This is a genomic window from Micromonospora sp. A3M-1-15, from assembly GCF_024213425.1.
Taxonomy (GTDB): Bacteria; Actinomycetota; Actinomycetes; order Mycobacteriales; family Micromonosporaceae; genus Micromonospora; species Micromonospora chersina.
The window spans coordinates 886,590-905,656 of record NZ_JANAVK010000002.1 but is presented as its reverse complement, the minus strand read 5'-3'; the positions used below and the strand labels follow the sequence as shown (position 1 = coordinate 905,656).

Annotated in this window: 19 protein-coding genes, 1 tRNA gene and 1 pseudogene; 13 read left to right on the top strand and 8 right to left on the bottom strand. The window is 74.2% G+C overall.

Annotation, left to right across the window (positions count from 1 at the left end):
* Window positions 1-12 precede the first annotated feature (12 nt).
* From NLX85_RS14055 to NLX85_RS14040, 4 genes are all read left to right on the top strand, one after another.
* Window positions 13-834: a DUF3105 domain-containing protein gene (locus NLX85_RS14055; protein ID WP_254335145.1), complete on the top strand. Its 822-nt coding sequence runs from the start codon at window positions 13-15 to the stop codon at window positions 832-834.
* Between the two features lie 10 nt (window positions 835-844).
* The gene (locus NLX85_RS14050) at window positions 845-1,516 is read left to right on the top strand and encodes a DUF305 domain-containing protein (RefSeq protein WP_254335143.1); all 672 of its coding nucleotides are present in this window, start codon (window positions 845-847) and stop codon (window positions 1,514-1,516) included.
* Window positions 1,517-1,696: 180 nt separating this feature from the next.
* Entirely contained in the window at window positions 1,697-2,392 is a 696-nt protein-coding gene (locus NLX85_RS14045) for a winged helix-turn-helix domain-containing protein (protein ID WP_091318678.1), read from the top strand.
* A gap of 75 nt (window positions 2,393-2,467) precedes the next feature.
* A tRNA-Arg gene (locus NLX85_RS14040) sits at window positions 2,468-2,539 on the top strand.
* Window positions 2,540-2,584: 45 nt separating this feature from the next.
* On the opposite strand, the gene ligD is transcribed toward NLX85_RS14040, so the two are convergent.
* Complete coding sequence (ligD, locus tag NLX85_RS14035) at window positions 2,585-3,544, bottom strand: non-homologous end-joining DNA ligase (RefSeq protein WP_254335141.1); 960 nt, start codon at window positions 3,542-3,544, stop codon at window positions 2,585-2,587.
* 54 nt (window positions 3,545-3,598) lie between these two features.
* Window positions 3,599-4,372: an isocitrate lyase/phosphoenolpyruvate mutase family protein gene (locus NLX85_RS14030; protein ID WP_254335139.1), complete on the bottom strand. Its 774-nt coding sequence runs from the start codon at window positions 4,370-4,372 to the stop codon at window positions 3,599-3,601.
* A gap of 53 nt (window positions 4,373-4,425) precedes the next feature.
* Between NLX85_RS14030 and NLX85_RS14020 the strand changes: the two genes are divergently transcribed.
* Window positions 4,426-5,826, top strand: coding sequence for a PLP-dependent aminotransferase family protein (locus tag NLX85_RS14020; protein WP_305885043.1), 1,401 nt, complete (start codon window positions 4,426-4,428; stop codon window positions 5,824-5,826).
* On the opposite strand, the gene NLX85_RS14015 is transcribed toward NLX85_RS14020, so the two are convergent.
* The gene (locus NLX85_RS14015; protein WP_254335137.1) at window positions 5,772-7,244 is read right to left on the bottom strand and encodes an MFS transporter; all 1,473 of its coding nucleotides are present in this window, start codon (window positions 7,242-7,244) and stop codon (window positions 5,772-5,774) included. The genes NLX85_RS14020 and NLX85_RS14015 overlap by 55 nt on opposite strands.
* A gap of 79 nt (window positions 7,245-7,323) precedes the next feature.
* Between NLX85_RS14015 and NLX85_RS14010 the strand changes: the two genes are divergently transcribed.
* The 3 genes from NLX85_RS14010 (at window position 7,324) to NLX85_RS14000 (ending at window position 10,558) form a co-directional block, all read left to right on the top strand.
* Window positions 7,324-7,719 (top strand): helix-turn-helix domain-containing protein, encoded by a 396-nt coding sequence (locus tag NLX85_RS14010; protein WP_091318658.1) that lies wholly within the window; start codon window positions 7,324-7,326, stop codon window positions 7,717-7,719.
* 79 nt (window positions 7,720-7,798) lie between these two features.
* Window positions 7,799-8,344 (top strand): TetR/AcrR family transcriptional regulator, encoded by a 546-nt coding sequence (locus tag NLX85_RS14005; RefSeq protein WP_254335135.1) that lies wholly within the window; start codon window positions 7,799-7,801, stop codon window positions 8,342-8,344.
* A 33-nt stretch (window positions 8,345-8,377) separates the two neighbouring features.
* Complete coding sequence (locus NLX85_RS14000) at window positions 8,378-10,558, top strand: MMPL family transporter (protein WP_254335133.1); 2,181 nt, start codon at window positions 8,378-8,380, stop codon at window positions 10,556-10,558.
* 21 nt (window positions 10,559-10,579) lie between these two features.
* On the opposite strand, the gene NLX85_RS13995 is transcribed toward NLX85_RS14000, so the two are convergent.
* A complete protein-coding gene (locus NLX85_RS13995; protein WP_091318653.1) occupies window positions 10,580-11,836 on the bottom strand; it encodes an erythromycin esterase family protein in 1,257 nt (418 codons plus the stop codon).
* Window positions 11,837-11,917: 81 nt separating this feature from the next.
* Between NLX85_RS13995 and NLX85_RS13990 the strand changes: the two genes are divergently transcribed.
* Window positions 11,918-12,109 carry a DUF2795 domain-containing protein gene (locus NLX85_RS13990; RefSeq protein ID WP_107079291.1) on the top strand — a complete coding sequence of 64 codons (192 nt, stop codon included), beginning with the start codon at window positions 11,918-11,920 and terminating at the stop codon, window positions 12,107-12,109.
* 6 nt (window positions 12,110-12,115) lie between these two features.
* Here NLX85_RS13990 and erm read toward each other — a convergent pair whose 3' ends face one another.
* Together erm and NLX85_RS13980 are read right to left on the bottom strand one after the other, a co-directional pair.
* A complete protein-coding gene (erm, locus tag NLX85_RS13985) occupies window positions 12,116-12,937 on the bottom strand; it encodes an ErmE/ErmH/ErmO/ErmR family 23S rRNA (adenine(2058)-N(6))-methyltransferase (protein WP_254335131.1) in 822 nt (273 codons plus the stop codon).
* A gap of 342 nt (window positions 12,938-13,279) precedes the next feature.
* Entirely contained in the window at window positions 13,280-14,179 is a 900-nt protein-coding gene (locus NLX85_RS13980) for a Gfo/Idh/MocA family protein (protein ID WP_254335568.1), read from the bottom strand.
* A 169-nt stretch (window positions 14,180-14,348) separates the two neighbouring features.
* Here NLX85_RS13980 and NLX85_RS13975 point away from each other — a divergent pair, with 169 nt between their 5' ends.
* Together NLX85_RS13975 and NLX85_RS13970 are read left to right on the top strand one after the other, a co-directional pair.
* A complete protein-coding gene (locus tag NLX85_RS13975) occupies window positions 14,349-14,744 on the top strand; it encodes a hypothetical protein (RefSeq protein WP_254335129.1) in 396 nt (131 codons plus the stop codon).
* A pseudogene (locus tag NLX85_RS13970) lies at window positions 14,737-15,199 on the top strand (hypothetical protein). Before NLX85_RS13975 ends, NLX85_RS13970 begins: the two are co-directional and overlap by 8 nt.
* Here NLX85_RS13970 and fabG read toward each other — a convergent pair.
* Window positions 15,172-15,930, bottom strand: coding sequence for a 3-oxoacyl-ACP reductase FabG (fabG, locus tag NLX85_RS13965; RefSeq protein ID WP_254335122.1), 759 nt, complete (start codon window positions 15,928-15,930; stop codon window positions 15,172-15,174). The pseudogene NLX85_RS13970 and the gene fabG sit on opposite strands and share 28 nt — an antisense overlap.
* Window positions 15,931-15,985: 55 nt before the next feature.
* Window positions 15,986-17,638 (bottom strand): alpha-amylase family protein, encoded by a 1,653-nt coding sequence (locus NLX85_RS13960; RefSeq protein ID WP_254335118.1) that lies wholly within the window; start codon window positions 17,636-17,638, stop codon window positions 15,986-15,988.
* A gap of 72 nt (window positions 17,639-17,710) precedes the next feature.
* On the opposite strand from NLX85_RS13960, the gene NLX85_RS13955 reads away from it, so the two are divergent.
* Both NLX85_RS13955 and NLX85_RS13950 read left to right on the top strand, forming a co-directional pair.
* Window positions 17,711-18,310: a DUF1349 domain-containing protein gene (locus NLX85_RS13955; protein WP_254335117.1), complete on the top strand. Its 600-nt coding sequence runs from the start codon at window positions 17,711-17,713 to the stop codon at window positions 18,308-18,310.
* A gap of 92 nt (window positions 18,311-18,402) precedes the next feature.
* Window positions 18,403-19,065: a DedA family protein gene (locus NLX85_RS13950; RefSeq protein ID WP_254335115.1), complete on the top strand. Its 663-nt coding sequence runs from the start codon at window positions 18,403-18,405 to the stop codon at window positions 19,063-19,065.
* Window positions 19,066-19,067: the final 2 nt, after the last annotated feature.

The window sequence follows — 19,067 nt, the reverse complement described above, 5'->3', positions numbered from 1 at the left end:
TGACGAGGCACGATGAGCATCAGCACCCCGGGCGGCCCGGAGCGCCGTCCGACCGTGGTCAGCACCGGCAAGAAGCCGGCCGCCGGCCGGCCCGCCGCTGCCGACAAGCCCGCCGGCGGCAAGGCCGGGGCCGGCAAGGGCACCCCCCGGCAGACCGGCGGCAAGGGCCGCAAGCCGGTCACCCCGGTGAAGGTGAGCCAGGGTCGCTCGTGGGGTCCGATCGCCCTCTTCGTCGCGGTGGGCGTGTTGGCCGCCGGCATCATCGGTGTCGGGGCGTGGGCGGTCTACCAGGGCTCGCAGCCGTGGCAGAAGCGGGCCGACGCCATCAACGGCATGGTCGACTTCCGCAAGAAGGACAAGAACCTGGTCAAGGGCGGCAACCACCAGCCGGGCACGATCAAGTACGACGTGTCCCCGCCGGTCGCCGGCCCGCACAACCAGGCCTGGCAGAACTGCATGGGCGACGTCTACGACGCCCCGATCGCCAACGAGCACGCGGTGCACAGCCTGGAGCACGGCACCGTCTGGATCACCTACCGCCCGGACCTGCCCGCCGACCAGGTGGAGAAGCTCAAGGCCAAGGTGCAGGGCAAGGAGAAGCTCATGCTCAGCCCGTACGAGGGGCTGGACAAGCCGATCTCCCTCCAGGCGTGGGGCTTCCAGCTCAAGGTCGACAACGCCGACGACGGCCGGATCGACGAGTTCATCAAGACCCTCCGGGTGAACGCCTCCATCGAGGGCCCGACCGCCCTCTGCGACCAGGGCGTCACCGCCACCGGCACCACCCCGCGGGACAACCTCCCCAACAACATGCCCGAGCAGCCCACCCAGTGAGGACGCCGCGATGACCGCCGCCGTGACGACGGACACCGAGCACGACGAGGCCCCGGACACCGGTGACGGTGGCCGGGGGGCCGCGCGGCGCTTCGGCGCCCTGGCCCTGGCCGCCGCCGTCGTGGTCGGTCTCGTCCTCGGCTACGCGGGCGGCCTGCTCACCCCGACGCTCACCCGCCCCGGCGAGAACTCGGCCGAGGCCGGCTTCGCCCGGGACATGACCAGCCACCACGCGCAGGCGGTGGCCATGGGGCTGCTGGCGTTCAAGCAGGGCCAGGACCCGGAGGTACGCCAGATCGGCGGTGACATCGCCACCGGGCAGCAGGGCGAGATCGGCACCATGCAGACCTGGCTGCGCTCCTGGAAGCTCGACCCGACCGGGGACCAGCCGCCGATGGCCTGGATGTCGGACGGGGCGGCGGTGAAGAACGGGCTGATGCCGGGCATGGCCACGCCGGAGGAGATGGCGAAGCTCAAGGCGGCCACCGGCCGCGAGTTCGACGTGCTGTTCCTGCAGATGATGATCCGGCACCACGTCGGCGGGGTGCACATGATCGACGGGATCCTCGACCAGGGGCACGACGACGACGTGCTGGCGGTCGCCCAGGTCATGAAGAACACCCAGCAGAAGGACCTGGCCAACCTCACGGCGGCGCTCAAGCGCCTGGGCGGCACCCTCTAACACCTGCTCGGACGGGAGGGCCCGCGTCGTGTGCGACGCGGGCCCTTCGCGTACCCGGACCGCGCTCGCGTCCGTTATGCCGCTTTATAACGGTTTGAGCGGTACAACCCATTGCGCTGCTTGGAGACTTTTCTCCGCACATATCGTGACCAGTTGCGATTCGGGCTCGTTGCGCAGGACGTGGGGGTTGCACTCAGAGACGCAGGGCGGTCGGTGACCAGCTGGTGCCGACGCCACACCATCGGCGGTGACGGGGCGGTGGCAGCCGTCCGTCGCGGACTGCGGCAGGGCGAGCCGGGAACGCTCAGCCGCGAACAGGAACTCGAACTGATCGACGTGCTCCGGGGCGTCCACCCCGACGAGTTCGGCCTGGACGAGGAGCTCTGGACGCGACAGAGCCTGACCACCCTCATCGAGCGCCAGTTCGAGCTGACCATGGACGCCGGCACGGTCGGGGCGTACCTGCGGGCCTGGGGGTTGGGTCCGCGGGAGCCCCGCGAGCGGGCCTGCGGGCTCTGCGTCGGCGCGGTCGAACGCTGGGTGCGCAGCGAGTACCCGTCGATCACCCGTGCCGCCCAGGAGCACGCCGCGGACGTCTACTGGATCGGCCGGGTACGCCTGCGCGGCACCATGCCGGCGGCCGACGTGATCTCGGCGGTCTCGTCCCGGGGCCGGGTGCGCTTCATGATCACGACCCCCACGGTCGACCCGCCGCTCCCCCGCGACTTCGTGCTGCGGCTCAGCGGCGCCGAGGAGCGCACCGTGCACCTCATCGTCGACGGCTCCTGGCCACGCAACGAGTGGCCCCGCCGCCTGCCGCGCCGCATCGTCCTCCACCCGCTGCCCAGCTGCGGTCGCCCCCTGGCCGCCGCCTGATCCGCGGACGATCGGCGCGCCGGGTGCCGATTCGGTGATCCGGGAAGGCGTTTGCTACTCTTCTCGGGTCGCTGAGCCCCCGTAGCTCAGGGGATAGAGCACCGCCCTCCGGAGGCGGGGGCGCAGGTTCGAATCCTGCCGGGGGCACAGACACGAGAAAGCCCGGGCCGCTGGCCCGGGCTTTTCCGCATGTCAGCCGGCCTCGCGGCGGGCCCTCGCACGGCGCTTGCCCTCGTGCATGGCCTGCACCCGGGCCACCGGGATGCTCCGCCCCTCGGCCACCAGCTCCTCCGGCAGCCGCTGCGGCGCGGGCAGCGCCTCCGCCCACGGGTCCCGGTCCCCGAGCAGCGCCGGCACCGTCTTCACGGTGAAGTCGGCCGGTGTCGCGGCCTCGACGTCGGCCCAGCCGACCGGGTACGACACCGGCGTGCCGGGCCGGATCCGCGGGCTGTACGCGGCCACCACGGTCGCCCCGTACGCCCTGGTGGAGTCGACGAAGACCCGGCCGCCCCGGTCCTCGACGATGAAGGCCGTGGTGGCCAGCGCCGGGTCGAGCCGCTCGGCGCGGGCGGCCAGGGCCCGGGTCGCCGCGGCGGCCTCCTCGGCGGTGGTCGCCGGGTCCACCGGAACGATGACGTGCAGCCCCTTCGCCCCGCTGGTCTTCACCGCACCGGCCAGCCCGGCGTCGGTGAGCGCCTGCCGGACCAGCAACGCGGTGCGGACCGCCGCGCCGAACGAGTCGCCCACCGGCGGGTCCAGGTCGAGCACCAGGTGGGTGGGGTGCTCCGGGTCCCCGGCACGGCCCAGCGTCGGGTGGTATTCCACCGCCCGCTGGTTCGCGAACCAGAGCAGCGTGCGCCGGTCGTCGCAGAGGGCGTACGAGATGCTGCGGTGCGAGGCCTCCGCCCAGACCGAGGTGCGGCGCACCCAGTCCGGCGTGTACTTCGGCAGGTTCTTCTGCATGAACGAGTCCTGGCCGGGCCGCACCCGGACCACCGACAGCGGCCGGTCCCGCAGCCCGGGCAGGATCCGCTGGTGGACCGCGTCGAGGTAGTCGACCAGGTCGCGTTTGGTGGCCCCGGCCCCGTCGAACAGCGGCTGGTCCAGGTTGGTCAGCGACACCCCGTCCCGGGTCTCGTCAGCGGCGCCCATCCGCCCATCCTGCCGTCCCGGCGGGCATCCGGCGACCCGACCCGGCGGCGCGGCTCAGGATGCGAACGGGTCGCCGCCGGCGCGGACGGTGGCGAGCAGCTCGGCGGCGCGGGCGCGGGCGGCCGCGTAGACGCCCGAGCCGAAGCTGATCCGGGCCACGCCGAGGGCGGCCAGCTCGGCGGGGGCCGGGGCGCCGGGCCGGGCCAGCACGTTGACCGGGGCGTCCACCTCGGAGACGAAGCCGCGGATCTGCTCCGGGTCGGCCAGCAGGATCGGGTAGACGCTGTCCGCACCGGCCGCCCGGTAGCGGCGGGCCCGGCGCACCGCCTCGGGGAGCCGCTCCTCGGCCGGGCCGTCCGCCCGCAGGTGCACGTCGACCCGGGCGTTGAGCACCAGGTCCACGCCGGCCGCGCGGGCCGCCGCCCGGATCCCGGCGAGCAGGTCGGCCTGCTCCTCGACGTCGTACAGCCGCCCGGTCCGCGGGTCGGAGTCCTCGATGTTGCAGCCCACCGCCCCGGCCGCCAGCAGCCGCTCGACCAGCTCGGCCGGGCGCAGCCCGTACCCCCGTTCCAGGTCGGCGGTGACCGGGACCGGCACGGCCGCGGCGATCCGGCCGACCGCCGCGAACATCTCGGCCACCGGCGTGGCCTCGCCGTCGGTGTGTCCGAGCGCCTCGGCGACCGCGGCGCTGCTGGTGGCGACGGCCGGGAAGCCCGCCGCGACCACCGCCCGGGCGGATCCCGGGTCCCAGGCGTTCGGCAGGGTCAGCGGGTCCCCGGGGCGGTGCAGCGCGCGCAGCGCGGCGGCCCGCCGGCTCAGCTCGGTCATGCGGCCAGTCTCGCCGCGCCGGCGGCCCGTCCGTAAGCTCCAATTCCGTGCTGATGGACTGGGCCGATTTCGGCGTCGACCTGCACCTGGAGCTGGACGCCACCGGCGGCCGGCGGGCCGGGCTGGAGCGGGCGCTGCGCGACGCCATCCGCGACGGGCGGCTCCCGCCGGCCACCCGGCTGCCGGCCACCCGCGCCCTCGCCGCCGAGCTGGGCCTGTCCCGGGGCACCGTGAGCGCCGCCTACGACCAACTGGTCGCCGAGGGCTGGCTGGTCGCCCGGATCGGCGCGGGCACGGAGGTCAGCGGTCTGCTCCGGGCCGCGCCGCCGCCGGCCGCGCCGCCGCCCGGACCGCCAACCTTCCCGTACGACCTGCGCCCGGGCAGCCCTGACGTCGGGCTCTTCCCGGTCACCGCCTGGCTGCGGGCCACCCGGCGGGCGCTGGCCGTGGCCCCCGCCGAGGCGTACGGCTACGGCGACCCGCGCGGCCGCCCCGAGCTGCGCCGGGCGCTCGCCGGCTACCTGGGCCGGACCCGGGGCGTGCTGGCCGACCCGGAACGGATCGTGGTCACCACCGGGTACGTCCAGGCCCTCGTGCTGCTCACCGGCGTGCTCCGGGACGCCGGCACCCCGGCGGTGGCCATGGAGGACCCCGGGCTGGCCTTCCACCGGGAGGTGGTCCGCCGGCACGGCGGCACGGTGCTGCCGCTGCCGGTCGACGGGTTCGGCGCGCGCACCGACCTGCTCGGCGCCGGGCCGCTGGCCCGGATGGGGGCGGCCGTGGTGACCCCGGCGCACCAGTTCCCCACCGGGGTGACCCTGCACCCGGCCCGCCGGCATGCGCTGGCGGAATGGGCCCGGGCAACCGGCGGCCTGGTGGTCGAGGACGACTACGACGGCGAGTTCCGCTACGACCGGCAGCCCGTCGGCGCGGTCCAGGGCACCGCCCCGGAGCAGGTCGCGTACGTGGGCACGGCGGCGAAGACGCTGGGGCCTGCGCTCCGCCTGGCCTGGCTGGTGCTGCCGGCCCGGCTGGTGGAGCCGGTGGTGGAGGCCAAGCGCCACCTTGACCTGCACACCGAGACGATCGGCCAGCTCGCCCTCGCCGAACTGATCGACGGGCACGGCTACGACCGGCAGATCCGCACCGTCCGGCGCCGCTACCGGCAGCGGCGGGACCTGCTGCTGGACCGGCTGCGAGGCCGGTCGCCCGTGGCCGGGGTGGCGGCCGGCCTGCACGCCACCGTCCACCTGCGACCCGGTGGCCCGACCGAGGCCGAGGTGCTGGCCGCGGCCGCCGCGCGCGGGCTCGCCGTCGGCGGCCTGGCCCCGCACCGGCACCACCCGGAGAGCGGGCCTCCCGGCCTGGTGGTCGGCTACGCCCACCCACCGGCGCACGCCTACCCGGCCGCCGTGGACCTGCTGGCCGGAGTGCTGGAGGACCTCGGCGCCTGACCGGTCGCGGCGGCGGGGGCGGGACGGCGGGCGGAGCGGGCGGTGAGGAGGGCGACCAGCAGGGCGGCGGTCACCAGCCCGGCGGCGACCGCGAAGGCGGACCGGTAGCCGAGGGCGAGTGCGGCCACCTGGTCGGTGCCGGCGGCGCGCAGCGCGTCGGTGCGGCTCGCCGCCAGGGTGGCCAGCACGGCCAGCCCGAGCGCCCCACCGACCTGCTGGGTGGTGTTCGCCAGCCCCGAGGCGAGTCCGGCGTCGGCGGGCTCGGCGCCGGCCATGGCCAGGGTGGTGACCGCCGGCAGGGTGAGCCCGCCCGCGGCGCCGAAGACCAGCAACGCCGGCAGCACGTCGGCGGCGTAGCGGGCGTCCACCGGGAGGCGGGCCAGCAGCAGGAACCCGGCCACGGCGAGCGCCAGCCCGCCGACCAGCACGGCCCGGGCCCCGAACCGGCCCACCAGCCGCCCGGCCAGCCCCAGCGAGACGGCCGCGATCACCAGCGGGGTGGGCAGGAACGCGAAGCCGGTGGCCGCCGGGTCCAGCCCGAGGACGAGTTGCAGGTGCAGGGCGAGCAGGAACTGGAAGCCGAAGTAGGCGGCCACCATGAGGAACTGGGTGGCGTTGGCGGCGACCAGGCCGGGCGCGCGCAGCACCCGCGGCGGCAGCAGCGGCGTGGCGGCGCGCCGCTGGCGGGCGGCGAAACCGGCGAGCAGCGCCGCGGCGAGCGCGCCCGCGCCGAGGGTGCGCGGCGAGGTCCACCCGTGCTCGCCGGCGCCCACGATGGCCAGCACGGCGGCCATCAGCCCGGCCGTGGCCAGCACCGCGCCGAGCAGGTCCAGCCCGGCCCGGAGCCCGGCGCCCCGGTCCGGCGCGATGAGGCGTACGGCGCCGGCCACGATGGCCACCCCGATCGGCAGGTTGATGAGGAAGATCGACCGCCAGCCGGCCAGGTCGGTGAGGACTCCCCCGACCAGCAGCCCGAGCGAGGCGCCGGCCGCGCCGGTGAAGCTGAAAACGGCGATGGCGCGGGCCCGCTCGGCCGGCTCGGGGAAGATCCGGACGATCATGCCGAGGCTCACCGCGGTGGTGAGGGCACCTCCGACGCCCTGCGCGAACCGGGCGGCGACCAGGGTTCCCGGCCCGGCGGCCACCGCACAGAGCAGCGAGGCGAGGGTGAACAGGGCGACCCCGGCCAGGAAGACCTGCCGCCGGCCGAGCAGGTCGCCGAGCCGCCCGGCCAGCAGGAGCAGCCCGCCGAAGGCGACCAGGTAGGCGTTCACCACCCAGGCCAGTCCGGCCGCCGGGAAGCCGAGGTCGGCCTGGACGGCGGGCAGCGCCACGGCGACGATGCTGCCGTCCAGGATGATCATCAGGCTGCCGGCGCAGAGCACGAGCAGCGCGGGCCAGCGGTTGGTCCCCGTCATCGGAGTGCCTCCTTGGTGCACGGTTTGTTACTGAGGCCATCGTCTGTGACCATGAGGCGGAGCGGAAGGAGGCACTTTGATGTCCCAGGGGAACAGGTGTGTGTCCATCCAGGCCGACCAGGCGCGGGCCTGCACCGTGCGGGAGGCTCTGGACCGGGTCGGCGGGAAGTGGAGCATCGGCATCCTGATCGCCGCGTCCCAGGGCCCGATCCGCTTCACCGAACTGGAGCGCCAGGTGGAGGGGATCAGCCGCCGGATGCTCACGCTGACCCTGCGCAACCTGGAGCGGGACGGCCTCCTGCACCGGCAGGTCCACCCCACCGTGCCGCCGCGGGTCGAGTACACCGCCACCCCGATGGCCCAGGAGCTCTACGAGTCGCTGGTGGCGCTCACCCGCTGGGCGGAACGGCACCGCGAGGGGATCAGCGCGGCGCGGGCCGCGTACGACCGGGAGCACGGGGCGCCGGTCGGCTGACCCCGCTGTGGCGAAGGCCACGCAAGCCGTCTGACCGATCGGTCAGGTGCTGACCGATCGGTCAGGCATGCTGGAGGGCATGGCCCGAGCGGTACCCGAGACCCACGGCGAGATCCTCGCCGCGGCGGCGCGACGATTCGCCGTCACCGGCTACAAGGGCACCTCGCTCCAGGACATCGCCCGCGCCGTGGGCTGCTCGAAGGCCACCGTGCTCTACCACTTCGCCAACAAGGAAGCCCTGCTCTGCGAGCTGATGGCGCCCGCCATCGCGGTGCTGGAGGCGCTCGACGCCCGGATCGCCGGCGCCACCGGCGCGGCCGCGCAGGAGATCGCCGGCGCGGGCTTCGTCGACCTGGCGGTGCGCTTCCGGCGTGAGATCGCGCTGCTCCGGGGCGAGTTCCCCGACCTGCTCCAGCAGCCCGCGTTCGCGCACGTCCAGCAGATCTCCGAACGGCTCATCGCGGCGTTCGCCGGCCACTCCGACCGGCCCTCCGCGCGGATCGCCGCGCTCGTGGTGCTCGCCGGCATCGCCGAGACGTGCGCCGAGTTCATCGACATCCCCGACGACGAACTGCGGCCCGCCCTGCTGGCCGTGGTCCGGCGGGCCCTCGAACCCGTCACCTGATCCCCGTTCCGACCCCGAGAACAAGGAATCCTCATGGCGACCCTGCTGTACCGGCTCGGCCGGGCATCGTTGCGCCGCCGACGGCTCGTCGCCGTCGTGTGGCTCGTCGTACTCGTCGGCCTCGGCCTCGCCGCGGCCACCCTGAAGGGGCCGACGGCGAGCAACTTCACCATGCCGGGCACCGAGTCGCAGAAGGCGATCGACCTGCTCGCCGACCGGTTCCCGGCGGCCAGCGGCGCCACCGGCACCATCGCCGTCAAGGCGCCCCAGGCCGGCCAGCTCACCACGCCCGAGGGGCAGGCGATCGTCAAGCAGGTCACCCAGGAGGCGGCCACGCTGCCCGGGGTGGTCGGCGCGGTCGACCCCTACCAGGCGCAGGCGCTCACCCCCGACGGCCGGTACGCGCTCATCCAGGTGCAGTTCCAGGGCCGGGCCGACGACGTGACGGACGCGCAGCGCGAGGCGTACGAGAAGGTCGGCGCGCAGGCCGAGGCGCGGGGCTGGCAGATCGCCCCCGGCGGTGAGGTGCTGAACGCCGAGCCGGAGGTCGGCTCCACCGAGGCGCTCGGCGTGCTGGTCGCGGCGATCGTCCTGATCGTCACCTTCGGCTCGCTGGTGGCGGCCGGCATGACCATGCTGAACGCGCTGATCGGTGTCGGCGTCGGCATGGCCGGCCTGTACGCCCTCAGCGGCGCGGTCGAGCTGACCAGCACGGCGCCCATCCTGGCCCTGATGCTCGGCCTCGCGGTCGGCATCGACTACTCGCTCTTCATCACCTCCCGGCACCGGCAGAACCTGCTCGACGGTCTCTCCCCCGAGGAGGCGGTCGGCCGCGCGGTCGGCACCGCCGGCTCCGCCGTGGTCTTCGCCGGCGCCACCGTGGTGGTCGCGCTCGCGGGCCTGGCCGTGGTGGGCATCCCGTTCCTCACCGTGATGGGCCTGGCCGCCGCCGGCACCGTCAGCGTGGCCGTGCTGGTGGCGATCACCCTGGCCCCGGCGCTGCTCGGCTTCGCCGGCCGGAAGGTGCTTCCGCGCAAGCTGCGCGACCGCAAGGCGGTCGAGGACCCGGGCACCGGCTCGGAGGACCGCTCCGGCTTCGGTTTCCGCTGGGCGCACTGGGTGACCAGGTTCCGCATCCCGGTGATCCTGGTCGGCCTGCTCGGCCTCGGCCTGCTCGCGATCCCGGCCCAGGACATGCGGCTGGCGCTGCCGGACGCCGCCACCGCCGCCGAGGGGACCCCGGCCCGGGCCAGCAACGACCTGATCCGGGAGGGCTTCGGTCCCGGCTTCACCGGCCGGCTCGCGGTCGTGGTCACCGCCGACTCGCCGCAGGCCACCCAGGCCGCCGTGCCGCAGGTCGCCTCGCTGATCCAGAAGACCGACGGCGTCGTGGCGGTGGCCCCGCCGCAGCTCGACCCGTCCGGCCGCACCGCGCTGCTCGGCGTGATCCCGGAGAAGGGGCCGACCGACGAGAAGACCGAGGAGCTGGTGCACGACATCCGCCGGCAGGTCGGCGGCATCCAGGGCGCCGAGGTGATGCTCACCGGCGTCACCGCGATCGGCATCGACGTGTCGGAGAAGCTCTCCGACGCGCTCCCGGTCTACCTGCTGCTGGTGGTGGGCCTGTCGGTGCTGCTGCTGATGCTGGTGTTCCGGTCGATCCTGGTGCCGGTGAAGGCGGCGCTCGGCTTCCTGCTGACCGTGGCGGCCACCTTCGGCATCACGGTCGCCGTCTTCCAGCAGGGCCACCTGGCCGACCTGGTCGGGCTGGACACCCCGGGCCCGCTGGTCAGCTTCCTGCCGATCCTGCTCATCGGCATCCTGTTCGGCCTGGCCATGGACTACGAGGTCTTCCTGGTCTCCCGGATGCGCGAGGACTTCGTGCACGGCGACACGGCCCGGCAGGCGACCATCAACGGCATGGGCCACGGCGCCCGTGTGGTCACCGCCGCCGCGCTGATCATGATGTCGGTGTTCGGTGGCTTCGTCTTCCTGGACGACCCCGTCATCAAGTCGATGGGCTTCGCGCTCGCGATCGGCGTCGCCATCGACGCGTTCGTGGTCCGGATGACCATCGTCCCGGCCGTGATGTCGCTGCTGAACAACGCCGCCTGGTGGCTCCCGCGCTGGCTCGACAGGGTCCTGCCCAACGTGGACGTGGAGGGTGAGGGCCTGCGCGCCCACCTCGCCGAGCGCGAGACCGCCCAGGTGTGACCCGGGGGCCTGCCCGGCCGGTCAGACGCCGGCCGGGTAGGTCTCCATCTCGCCCGGGGTGGGCAGCGCCGGCAGCGGGTGCAGCGCCGTCGCCTCGTCGCACCAGACGAACGCGTCGTAGCGTTCGCCCAGCCGGGTCGGCACGTAGTTGCCCCAGGACTCGAAGCTCGGGTCGTAGACCACCCCGATGGCCCGGTGGTCGGTCGCCTCGGTCACCCACTCCGGCTGGTCCTCGCCGCCGAAGACCAGCACCGCACGTTCCGGCATCAGCTCGTGCAGCCGCCGCTCGACCGAGCCCTCCCGGGCCGGCGGCACCACCATGGCCTCGGCCGGCGAGCCCCAGCGCGGCGCGGCGACCACCGTGCCGCGGTAGCTGCCGAAGCCGACCAGCACCACGGCGTCCCGGCCGTGCCGTTCCCGGCCCAGTTGGCCGATGTTCACCAGCCCGTCGGCCGCCATGTCGGTGGCGCGGGCGTCGCCCACGTGGGTGTTGTGCGCCCAGACGATGCCGCGCGCCCGGGGGCCGTAGCGGTCGAGCAGCCGGTCCAGCGTGTCGGCCATGTGGATGTCGCGGATGTTCCAGGACTCCGGGCCGCCACCCACCATGGCCCGGTAGTAGCGCTCCGCGCCGGCCACCACCTCCGCGTTCTGCCACGCCGAGAAGCGGTCCGAGCCGTCCGCGGCGGCCTGTTCCCGGGTCCGCGCCAGCAGCCGGACCACCTCCTCCTCACAGCGGGCCGAGACGAAGCGGCTGGCCGTCCCGTAGTCCTCGACCCGCTTGCCGTACGGCTCGAAGCAGCGGTAGGCCTCCTGCGCCGCCTCCAGCGAGGCGGGGTCCTCCTCGCCCAGGTAGTCGAAGATGGCCTGCATCGACTCCCAGAGGCTGTAGACGTCCAGCCCGTGGAAGCCGGCCCGCTCCCCCTCGGGGCGTTCCAGGTTCCACGCCCGCAGCCAGCGGCAGAACCGGGCCACCTCGGCGTTGGCCCACATCCAGGTCGGCCAGCGCTCGAAGCGTTCCAGGGCAGTCTGCGGATCGGCGAGCCCGCCCGGTGCGCCCACCACCGAGCAGTTCACCCGGTCGCAGTCCGGCCAGTCCCCCTCCACCGCGACGAAGTCGAAGCCCTGTTCGGCGATGAGCCGCCGGGTCAGTTGCTCGCGCAGCCGGTAGTAGTCGTAGCTGCCGTGCGTCGCTTCGCCGATCATGACGATCCGCGCGTCCCGGACGCGTTCCAGCAGCGGGTCGAAGTCGCTCGGCGCGCCGAGCCGCTGTACCAGCATGCCAGCGGCTACCCGGGACCCGTCCGGGCAAACGGTCATGCCGGCGGGCATGGCGCCCGGCACAGCGGGTAGCCCGCCGGCATGACGGTCACCGGGGTGCAGTTGCAGGAGTTCCTGGCCGGGCTCGACTACCCGGTCTCCCGTGCGGACCTGGTCCGCTGGGGCCAGGAGAACGGTGCCAGCACCGAGATGCTGCAGATGCTCAAGGCCCTGCCGGCGGAGGAGTTCAACACCCCCGCCGAGCTGGGCGAGGCGCTCAACACCCTGGTCTGAGCCCGGCTACCACCGTCCGGCGGCCCCGGGGTCGACGGCGTGCAGCAGCCGGAACAGCACCAGCCACTGCTCCGGCCAGACCAGCCCGACCGGGGTGTCCGGGGCGAGCCGGGCGGCCCGCAACGCGCCGTCGAGACGCCGGCGCGGGTACCCGGTGCGCAGCGAGGCGGCCAGCGAGCCGCCGACCCCGCCGAAGCCCAGCTCCACCATCCGCCGGTACGCGGGCAGCGCCGTCCGGGGCAGCAGCGGCTCGGGGCGGCGGTCCAGCCGGAGGATGCCGCCGTCGACCGCCGGCACCGGCCGGAACGCGCCCCGGGGCACCCGCCCGGCCAGCCGCCAGTGGTGCTCGGGCCAGGTGAGCACGGTGAGCCGGCTCCACCGGCCGTGGTCGCCGGTGCGCTTGCGGGCGTAGTCGAGCTGGGTGAGCAGGGTCGCGGCGCGCAGCCCGGGCGCCGCGAGGCACCAGCGCACCACGGCGGCGGTCAGCGACCAGGGGATGTTGCCGACCACCGCGAACGGCTCGTCGGGCGGGACGGCGGCCAGGAAGTCGGCCGCCCGGACCTCGACGTGCGGCAGGTCCGCGCAGGCCGCCGTCAGCTCCGGCAGCACGGCCGGGTCGACCTCGTACGCGACCAGCCGGCCGCACCCGCTGGCGAGCGGCCGGGTGAGCCGCCCGCGCCCGGCGCCCACCTCCAGCAGCAGGTCGTCCGGGCCGGGGCGGGCCGCCCGGACCATCCGCGCGACGGCGGCCGGGTCGGCGAGGAAGTTCTGGGACAGTACGCGACGGGACCGGTCGCGTGCGGTGGTACGGGGTCGGCGGGGCGCCACGGGATCGTCCTGTCTGTCGCCGGACGGCGACGGGAACGGACAGGCGCACGAGGAACCCGGGGCCTGTCCGAGCGGATCGGGACTCGGACGACCCTGGAGATCGGCGGGCACGCGGCGGCGCGTGGACAGCCGGCAGCGGCCGGCCCGGTCAGGGGCCGGCGGTGCGGACGGTCAGGTCAGGCGCGGTGGGCGTGCCGGCCGGCCAGGGCCGGACGCCGGACCCGCGGGCGGGCGACCAGGAGGAGCCCCCGCGCGGCCGGCGTGACGGCCACGTCGATCAGGGCGTGCGCGCACATGCCGGCGAGGCTAGCGGCGGCCCGGGCCGGCCCGCGACGGAATTACTCAGAGGTCGACGGTGCGACCCTGGCTGCGGGCGGTCTCGGCGGCGTCGAGCACCGCCACCACCTCCCGGCCGAACCGCACGTCGCAGCGGTGGTCGCGGGTGCCCGCCTCGACCTCCTCCAGCAGCTGGTCGATGGCCGTGCCGAACGCCTGGAGCACGCTGCCGTCGCCGGGCGGGACGGTCTCGGTGCCGTTCTCGCCGAAGAAGACGAAGTCCCGGGTGACCGCCTCGGGCGGCGCGTCGAGGGTGAGCGAGAGCGTGCTGGTGGCGCCGCCGTCGTGGGTGAGCAGCAGGTGCACCAGGCCGCTCGGGCCGTCCATGGCGGCGACCCGGGTGACCCGGCCGAGCACCGGCAGGATCAGCGACAGCGCGTGGGGGCCGATGTCCCAGAGGGCGCCCCGGTCGCGCCGCCACTGCGAGTTCCCGTACGGGTTCCCGGGCTGGTAGATCGAGGCGAACATGGTCGCCCGGGCGTGCTGCCAGCCGCCGGCCGCCGCCGTCGAGGCGAGGAAGCCGGTGACGTTCGGGTGGAACCGCTGGGTGAAGAAGACCACCGAGGCCACCCCGGACGCCTGCGCGGCGGCGACCACCCGGTCGGCGTCGGCGAGGCTCAGCGCCAGCGGCTTGTCCAGCAGCAGGTGCCGCCCGGCGGTGGCGGCCCGGACGGCGATCTCGGCCTGCACGTCCGGCGGCAGCGCCACGGCGATCGCGTCGCAGGCGGCCAGCAGCTCGTCCACGTCCTCGAAGACGGGTACGCCGTGCCGGGTGGCCAGCGTGGCCGCCTTCGCCGGGTCACGCCCCCAGACGCCGGCCAGCTCGGCCCGCGGGTGCGCGTCGATGGCGGCGGCGTGCGTCTCCGCCGCCCAGTGACCCGTGCCGAACAAGCCGAACCGCACCAGGGACCCCCTGCTGTCGTCCTCCGCCACGGCGTACGCCGGTGGCCGTGATCCACGCTAGTCGTCCGGCCCGGCCGGCGCGCCACGACCCCGCGGGAGAGCCGGGCGAGGGTGGCTACTACGGCGGTTAGTAGGCTGTGCCGGTGAATTCGACTGCGCCGGGACGGCGTCGATGACCACCGCCGCGGCGGCCGGCTCGCCGGTGGACGGCATCCTTGCGACGGCCTCGATCGTGCTGTCGCTGCTGATCGCGGTCTGGGCCCTGGTGGCGGCGGTACGCCACCAGGCGCCGGACCGGCTCCAGTTCGTCGGCCTGGCCGTGCTGGAGGTGGCCCTGCTGGCGCTCACCGTGGTGGCGCTCGTCGCGCTCGGCGGCGGCGACCGGCCGGGCGAACCGGGGGCGTTCTTCGGCTACCTGGTGACGCTGGTCTGCCTGCCGCCGCTGGCCTGGGTGCTGGCCCGGATGGAGCCGACCCGGTGGGGCTCGGCGATCGTCTGCGCGGTCTGCCTGGTCACCCCGGTGGTGGTGGTCCGGTTGCAGCAGACCTGGGAGGTCGTCGGTGGCTGAGCAGCGGGCGACGAACCGGGGTCCGGGCCGGTTGCTGATCGCGGTCTACATCCTCTTCGCCATCGCGGCGACCTCGCGGGCCGGGCTCCAGATCGCCACGAAGTTCGACGAGGCGCCGGTGGCCTACCTGCTCTCCGCGCTGGCCGCGCTGATCTACATCGTGGCGGCGGTCGGGCTGGCCCGCGCCGGGCACACCGGCCGCCGGGTGGCGCTGGCCTGCTGCTCGGTGGAGCTGGTCGGGGTGGTCGGCGTCGGCATCCTGAGCCTGGCCGACAGGGAGCTGTTCCCGGACGAGACGGTCTGGTCGGGCTTCGGCAGCGGCTACGGCTACATCCCGCTGGTGCTGCCGGTGCTCGGCCTGTTCTGGCTCTGGCGCACCCGACACGACCCCGCCTGAGGGGGGCCGCGCCGGGCGCACGCGTCCGGGTCAGTCCTTGGGGCCCCCGGCGACGTAGATGACCTGCCCGGAGACGAAGGACGCGCCCTCGCTGGCCAGGAACGAGATGGTGTGCGCGACGTCCTCCGGCCGGCCGGTGCGGCGCACCGGGATCTCCGCGGCGGCGTGCTGCTGGAGCGCGGAGAAGTCGACCTTCATGCGGGCCGCCGTGGCGGCCGTCATGTCGGTGACGATGAAGCCCGGCGCGACCGCGTTGACGGTCACCCCGAACGGGCCCAGCTCGATGGCGAGGGTCTTCGTGAAGCCCTGCATCCCGGCCTTGGCGGCCGAGTAGTTCGCCTGGCCCCGGTTGCCCAGCGCCGAGGTGCTGGAGAGGTTGACGATCCGGCCCCACTTCCGCTCGACCATGTGCTTCTGGGTGGCCTGGCTGAACAGGAACGCGCCGCGCAGGTGCACCCCCATGACCGTGTCCCAGTCGGCGTCGGTCATCTTGAACAGCAGGTTGTCGCGGAGCACGCCGGCGTTGTTGACAAGCACGGTCGGCGCGCCCAGCTCGGCGGCGACCCGCTCCACGGCGGCCTCCACCTGGGCCCGGTCGGACACGTCGGCGCCGACGCCGAGCGCCCGGCCGCCGACGGCGGCGATGGCGTCCACGGTCTCCTTGGTCGCCGACTCCTCGATGTCGACCACGGCGACGGCCATGCCGTCGGCGGCCAGCCGTCGGGCGGTGGCCGCGCCGATGCCGCGCGCGGCTCCGGTCACGATGGCGACGCGGGGCTCCTCCGACATGATTACCTCCCGGTAACTTGGGCTCGATCGAAGGAGCTTAACGCCGGGTCGGCCGTCAGAGCCGGGTGCCCCGGCAGATCCGGATCCACCGGTAGCCGTAGCCGGCCAGCTTCAACCGGTCGAGCTTGCCGACCTCCTCGTAGTTGCGGTCGGTGAGCACGTCGATCGGCAGGTCGGCCTCGGGGGCGAGGATGCTCAGGTCGACCTCCACGTCCTCGGTGCCGAGGTTGTGCAGGAAGACCATCGTCCCGGTCGGACCGTCGGCCCGGTGCGCCAGCACACCGGGGGGCATCGGCACGTCGATGTGGCTCGTGTTTCCCGAGCCGATCTCCGGGGCCTCCCGCAGGGTTCGGATCATCCGCTCGAACCAGCCCAGCAGCGACCTCGGGTCCTTGCGCTGGGCGGTCACGTTGACCTTCTGGTAGCCGTACTCGCCCTTGTCGATCACCGGGCGGACCAGCTTCTCCGGGTCGGCGGTGGAGAACCCGCCGTTCTCCTTGTACGACCACTGCATCGGCGTGCGGATCGCCTCCCGGCCGGGCAGCGACAGGTCCTCGCCCATCCCGATCTCCTCGCCGTAGCGCAGCACCGGCGTGCCGCGCAGCGAGAACTGGAGCGCGTACGCCAGTTCGATGCGGCGGCGGTCGTTGCCGAGCATCGAGGCCAGCCGGCGGCGGATGCCCCGGCCGTAGAGGCGCATGTCCTCGTCGGGGCCGAACTGCTCGTACACCTGGTTGCGCTGTTCGGCGGTGAGCCGCGACAGGTCGATCTCGTCGTGGTTGCGCAGGAAGGTGGCCCACTGCCCGCCCTCGGGCAGGGCCGGGGTGTCCCGCAGCGCCTCGATCACCGGCTCCGGGTCCTGCCGGGCCAGGGCCAGCATGAGCCGGCCGTTCATCATGAAGTCGAAGAGCATGTGGATGCGGTTGGCCGAGCCGCCGCTGTCACCGAAGTAGACCGGAAGCTGGTCCGGCTCGACGTTCGCCTCGGCCAGCAGGACCGCGTCGCCCCGCCGCCACTGCACGTGCTGGCGCAGCTCGGTGAGGAACTCCAGGTCCTTCGGCGAGTCCGGGTTGCCCGGCTCGGTCAGCTCGATGATGAACGGCACCGCGTCCATCCGGAATCCGGAGACGCCGAGCTGGAGCCAGAACGACATGATCTTCTTGATCTCGGCGCGGACCTCGGGGTTGGCGACGTTCAGGTCCGGCTGGAACTTGTAGAAGCGGTGGTAGTACCAGGACTTCGCGGTGCGGTCGTAGCTCCACGTCTCGTTCTGCTCGCCGGGGAAGACCATGCCCTGGTGCCGGTCCGGCGGCGCCTCGTCGCTCCACACGTACCAGTTGCGGTACGGCGAGTCGGGCGAGGAGCGCGCGGACTGGTACCAGGGGTGCTCGTCCGAGGTGTGGTTGACCACCAGGTCGATGATCACCCGGATGCCCCGGTTCCGCGCCTGGTGCAGCAGTTCGGCGAAGTCGCCGAGGGTGCCCAGCTTCGGGCTGACGTTGTAGAAGTCCGTGGCGTCGTAGCCGTCGTCCCGGTTGGGCGACGGGTGGATCGGGTGCAGCCAGAGGCAGGTCACCCCGAGCCGGGCGAGATAGTCGAGCCGGCCGATCAGGCCCCGGAAGTCACCCACCCCGTCGCCGTCGGAGTCCGCGAACGTGTCGACGTCGAGGCAGTAGACGACCGCCTCCTGATACCACCTGTCACCCATGCCCGGTCTACTTCTCCGGTTGCCGACCGCGGCAAACCCACCGCCGGCCCATGCGGCCGGTACGGTGCCGGGATGAGCGCCGACACCCACGCCCTCGACTGGTCCGCCGGCACCTGGCTCAACCCGCCGGAGCGGGCCGACTCCGCCGGCGACGCGCTGCTGGTCGAGCCGCGCGGGGGCAGCGACTTCTGGCGGCGGACCAGCTACGGCTTCGTGCACGACGACGGCTCGGCGCTGCTCGCCCCGTTCCCCGTGGACAGTGCCGTGGAGGTGAGCTTCCGCCTCGACTACGGCGCCCAGTTCGACCAGGCCGGGGTGCTGGTGCGGGTGGACGAGCGGCGGTGGACGAAGGCGGGGGTGGAGGTCAGCGACGGGCAGCCGCAGGTCGGCGCGGTCGTCACCGACGAGCGGTCCGACTGGTCGGTGGCGCCGGTCCCGGAGTGGTCGGGGCAGGACGTGACGGTCCGGGTCAGCCGGGCCGGGGACGCGCTGACCGTCCGCGCGCGGGCCGGCGCCGAGCCGTGGCGGCTGGTCCGGGTGGCCCCGCTGGACCCGGGGGCCGAGGCGGCGGCCGGGCCGTACTGCTGCTCACCCAGCCGGGGCGGCCTGGTGGTCCGCTTCACCGGCTGGCGGCGGGGGCCGGCGGACGCCGCGCTGCACCCGGAGGGCTGACCCGGCGGCCGTGGGCCTGGTCACCGGCAGGTGTGACGGGCGCTGGCCGGGGTACCGCTTACGGATCCCCGGGACCACGCGGAAGGACGCCCATGGCACTCGCCCAGAACGTCGACCCGAACCAGTTCACCGGGCTGACCGGCTGGGTGGCGAGCGTCATCGACTCGTTCGGCGCGGTCGGGGTGGCCCTGCTGGTCGCCCTGGAGAGCATCATCCCGCCGATCCCCAGCGAGGTCGTGCTGGCCATGGCGGGTTACCTGGCCGCCGAGGGCCGGTTCAACGTGGTGCTCATCGTGCTTGCCGCGACGGCCGGTTCGCTGCTCGGCGCGCTGGTGCTCTACTGGCTCGGCGCGGCGCTCGGCGAGGAACGGCTGAAGCGCTGGCTGGACCACATCCCGCTGGTGGACCGGGACGACCTGGAGAAGGCCGACCGCTGGTTCGAGCGGCACGGCCGGTGGGCGGTGCTGATCGGCCGGGTCGTGCCGGTGGTGCGCAGCCTGGTCTCCGTGCCGGCCGGCGCGAACCGCATGCCGCTGGGCGAGTTCGTCCTGCTCACCACGCTGGGCAGCGGGGTGTGGAACGCCCTGATCGTCGGGGCCGGTTTCGCCCTCGGCTCGCGCTGGGAGCAGGTCAACCAGTACAGCGACTGGTTCAACTACGCGATCTTCGCGGTCTTCGCCGTGATGATCGTCAGCTGGGTGGTCAAGAAGGTGCGCCGGCGGCGCGCCCGGCAGTCGGTGACCGCCGGGCGCTGACC

Coding starts and splice junctions, on each gene's coding strand:
- NLX85_RS14010 (WP_091318658.1), top strand. CDS start 7,324: ATGTCCCAGGGGAACAGGTGTGTGTCCATCCAGGCCGACCAGGCGCGG.
- NLX85_RS14055 (WP_254335145.1), top strand. CDS start 13: ATGAGCATCAGCACCCCGGGCGGCCCGGAGCGCCGTCCGACCGTGGTC.
- ligD (WP_254335141.1), bottom strand. CDS start 3,544: ATGGGCGCCGCTGACGAGACCCGGGACGGGGTGTCGCTGACCAACCTG.
- NLX85_RS13960 (WP_254335118.1), bottom strand. CDS start 17,638: ATGGGTGACAGGTGGTATCAGGAGGCGGTCGTCTACTGCCTCGACGTC.
- NLX85_RS13990 (WP_107079291.1), top strand. CDS start 11,918: ATGACGGTCACCGGGGTGCAGTTGCAGGAGTTCCTGGCCGGGCTCGAC.
- NLX85_RS14005 (WP_254335135.1), top strand. CDS start 7,799: ATGGCCCGAGCGGTACCCGAGACCCACGGCGAGATCCTCGCCGCGGCG.
- NLX85_RS13975 (WP_254335129.1), top strand. CDS start 14,349: ATGACCACCGCCGCGGCGGCCGGCTCGCCGGTGGACGGCATCCTTGCG.
- NLX85_RS14015 (WP_254335137.1), bottom strand. CDS start 7,244: ATGACGGGGACCAACCGCTGGCCCGCGCTGCTCGTGCTCTGCGCCGGC.
- NLX85_RS13950 (WP_254335115.1), top strand. CDS start 18,403: ATGGCACTCGCCCAGAACGTCGACCCGAACCAGTTCACCGGGCTGACC.
- NLX85_RS13995 (WP_091318653.1), bottom strand. CDS start 11,836: ATGCTGGTACAGCGGCTCGGCGCGCCGAGCGACTTCGACCCGCTGCTG.
- NLX85_RS14050 (WP_254335143.1), top strand. CDS start 845: ATGACCGCCGCCGTGACGACGGACACCGAGCACGACGAGGCCCCGGAC.
- NLX85_RS14000 (WP_254335133.1), top strand. CDS start 8,378: ATGGCGACCCTGCTGTACCGGCTCGGCCGGGCATCGTTGCGCCGCCGA.
- NLX85_RS13955 (WP_254335117.1), top strand. CDS start 17,711: ATGAGCGCCGACACCCACGCCCTCGACTGGTCCGCCGGCACCTGGCTC.
- fabG (WP_254335122.1), bottom strand. CDS start 15,930: ATGTCGGAGGAGCCCCGCGTCGCCATCGTGACCGGAGCCGCGCGCGGC.
- NLX85_RS14020 (WP_305885043.1), top strand. CDS start 4,426: ATGGACTGGGCCGATTTCGGCGTCGACCTGCACCTGGAGCTGGACGCC.
- NLX85_RS14030 (WP_254335139.1), bottom strand. CDS start 4,372: ATGACCGAGCTGAGCCGGCGGGCCGCCGCGCTGCGCGCGCTGCACCGC.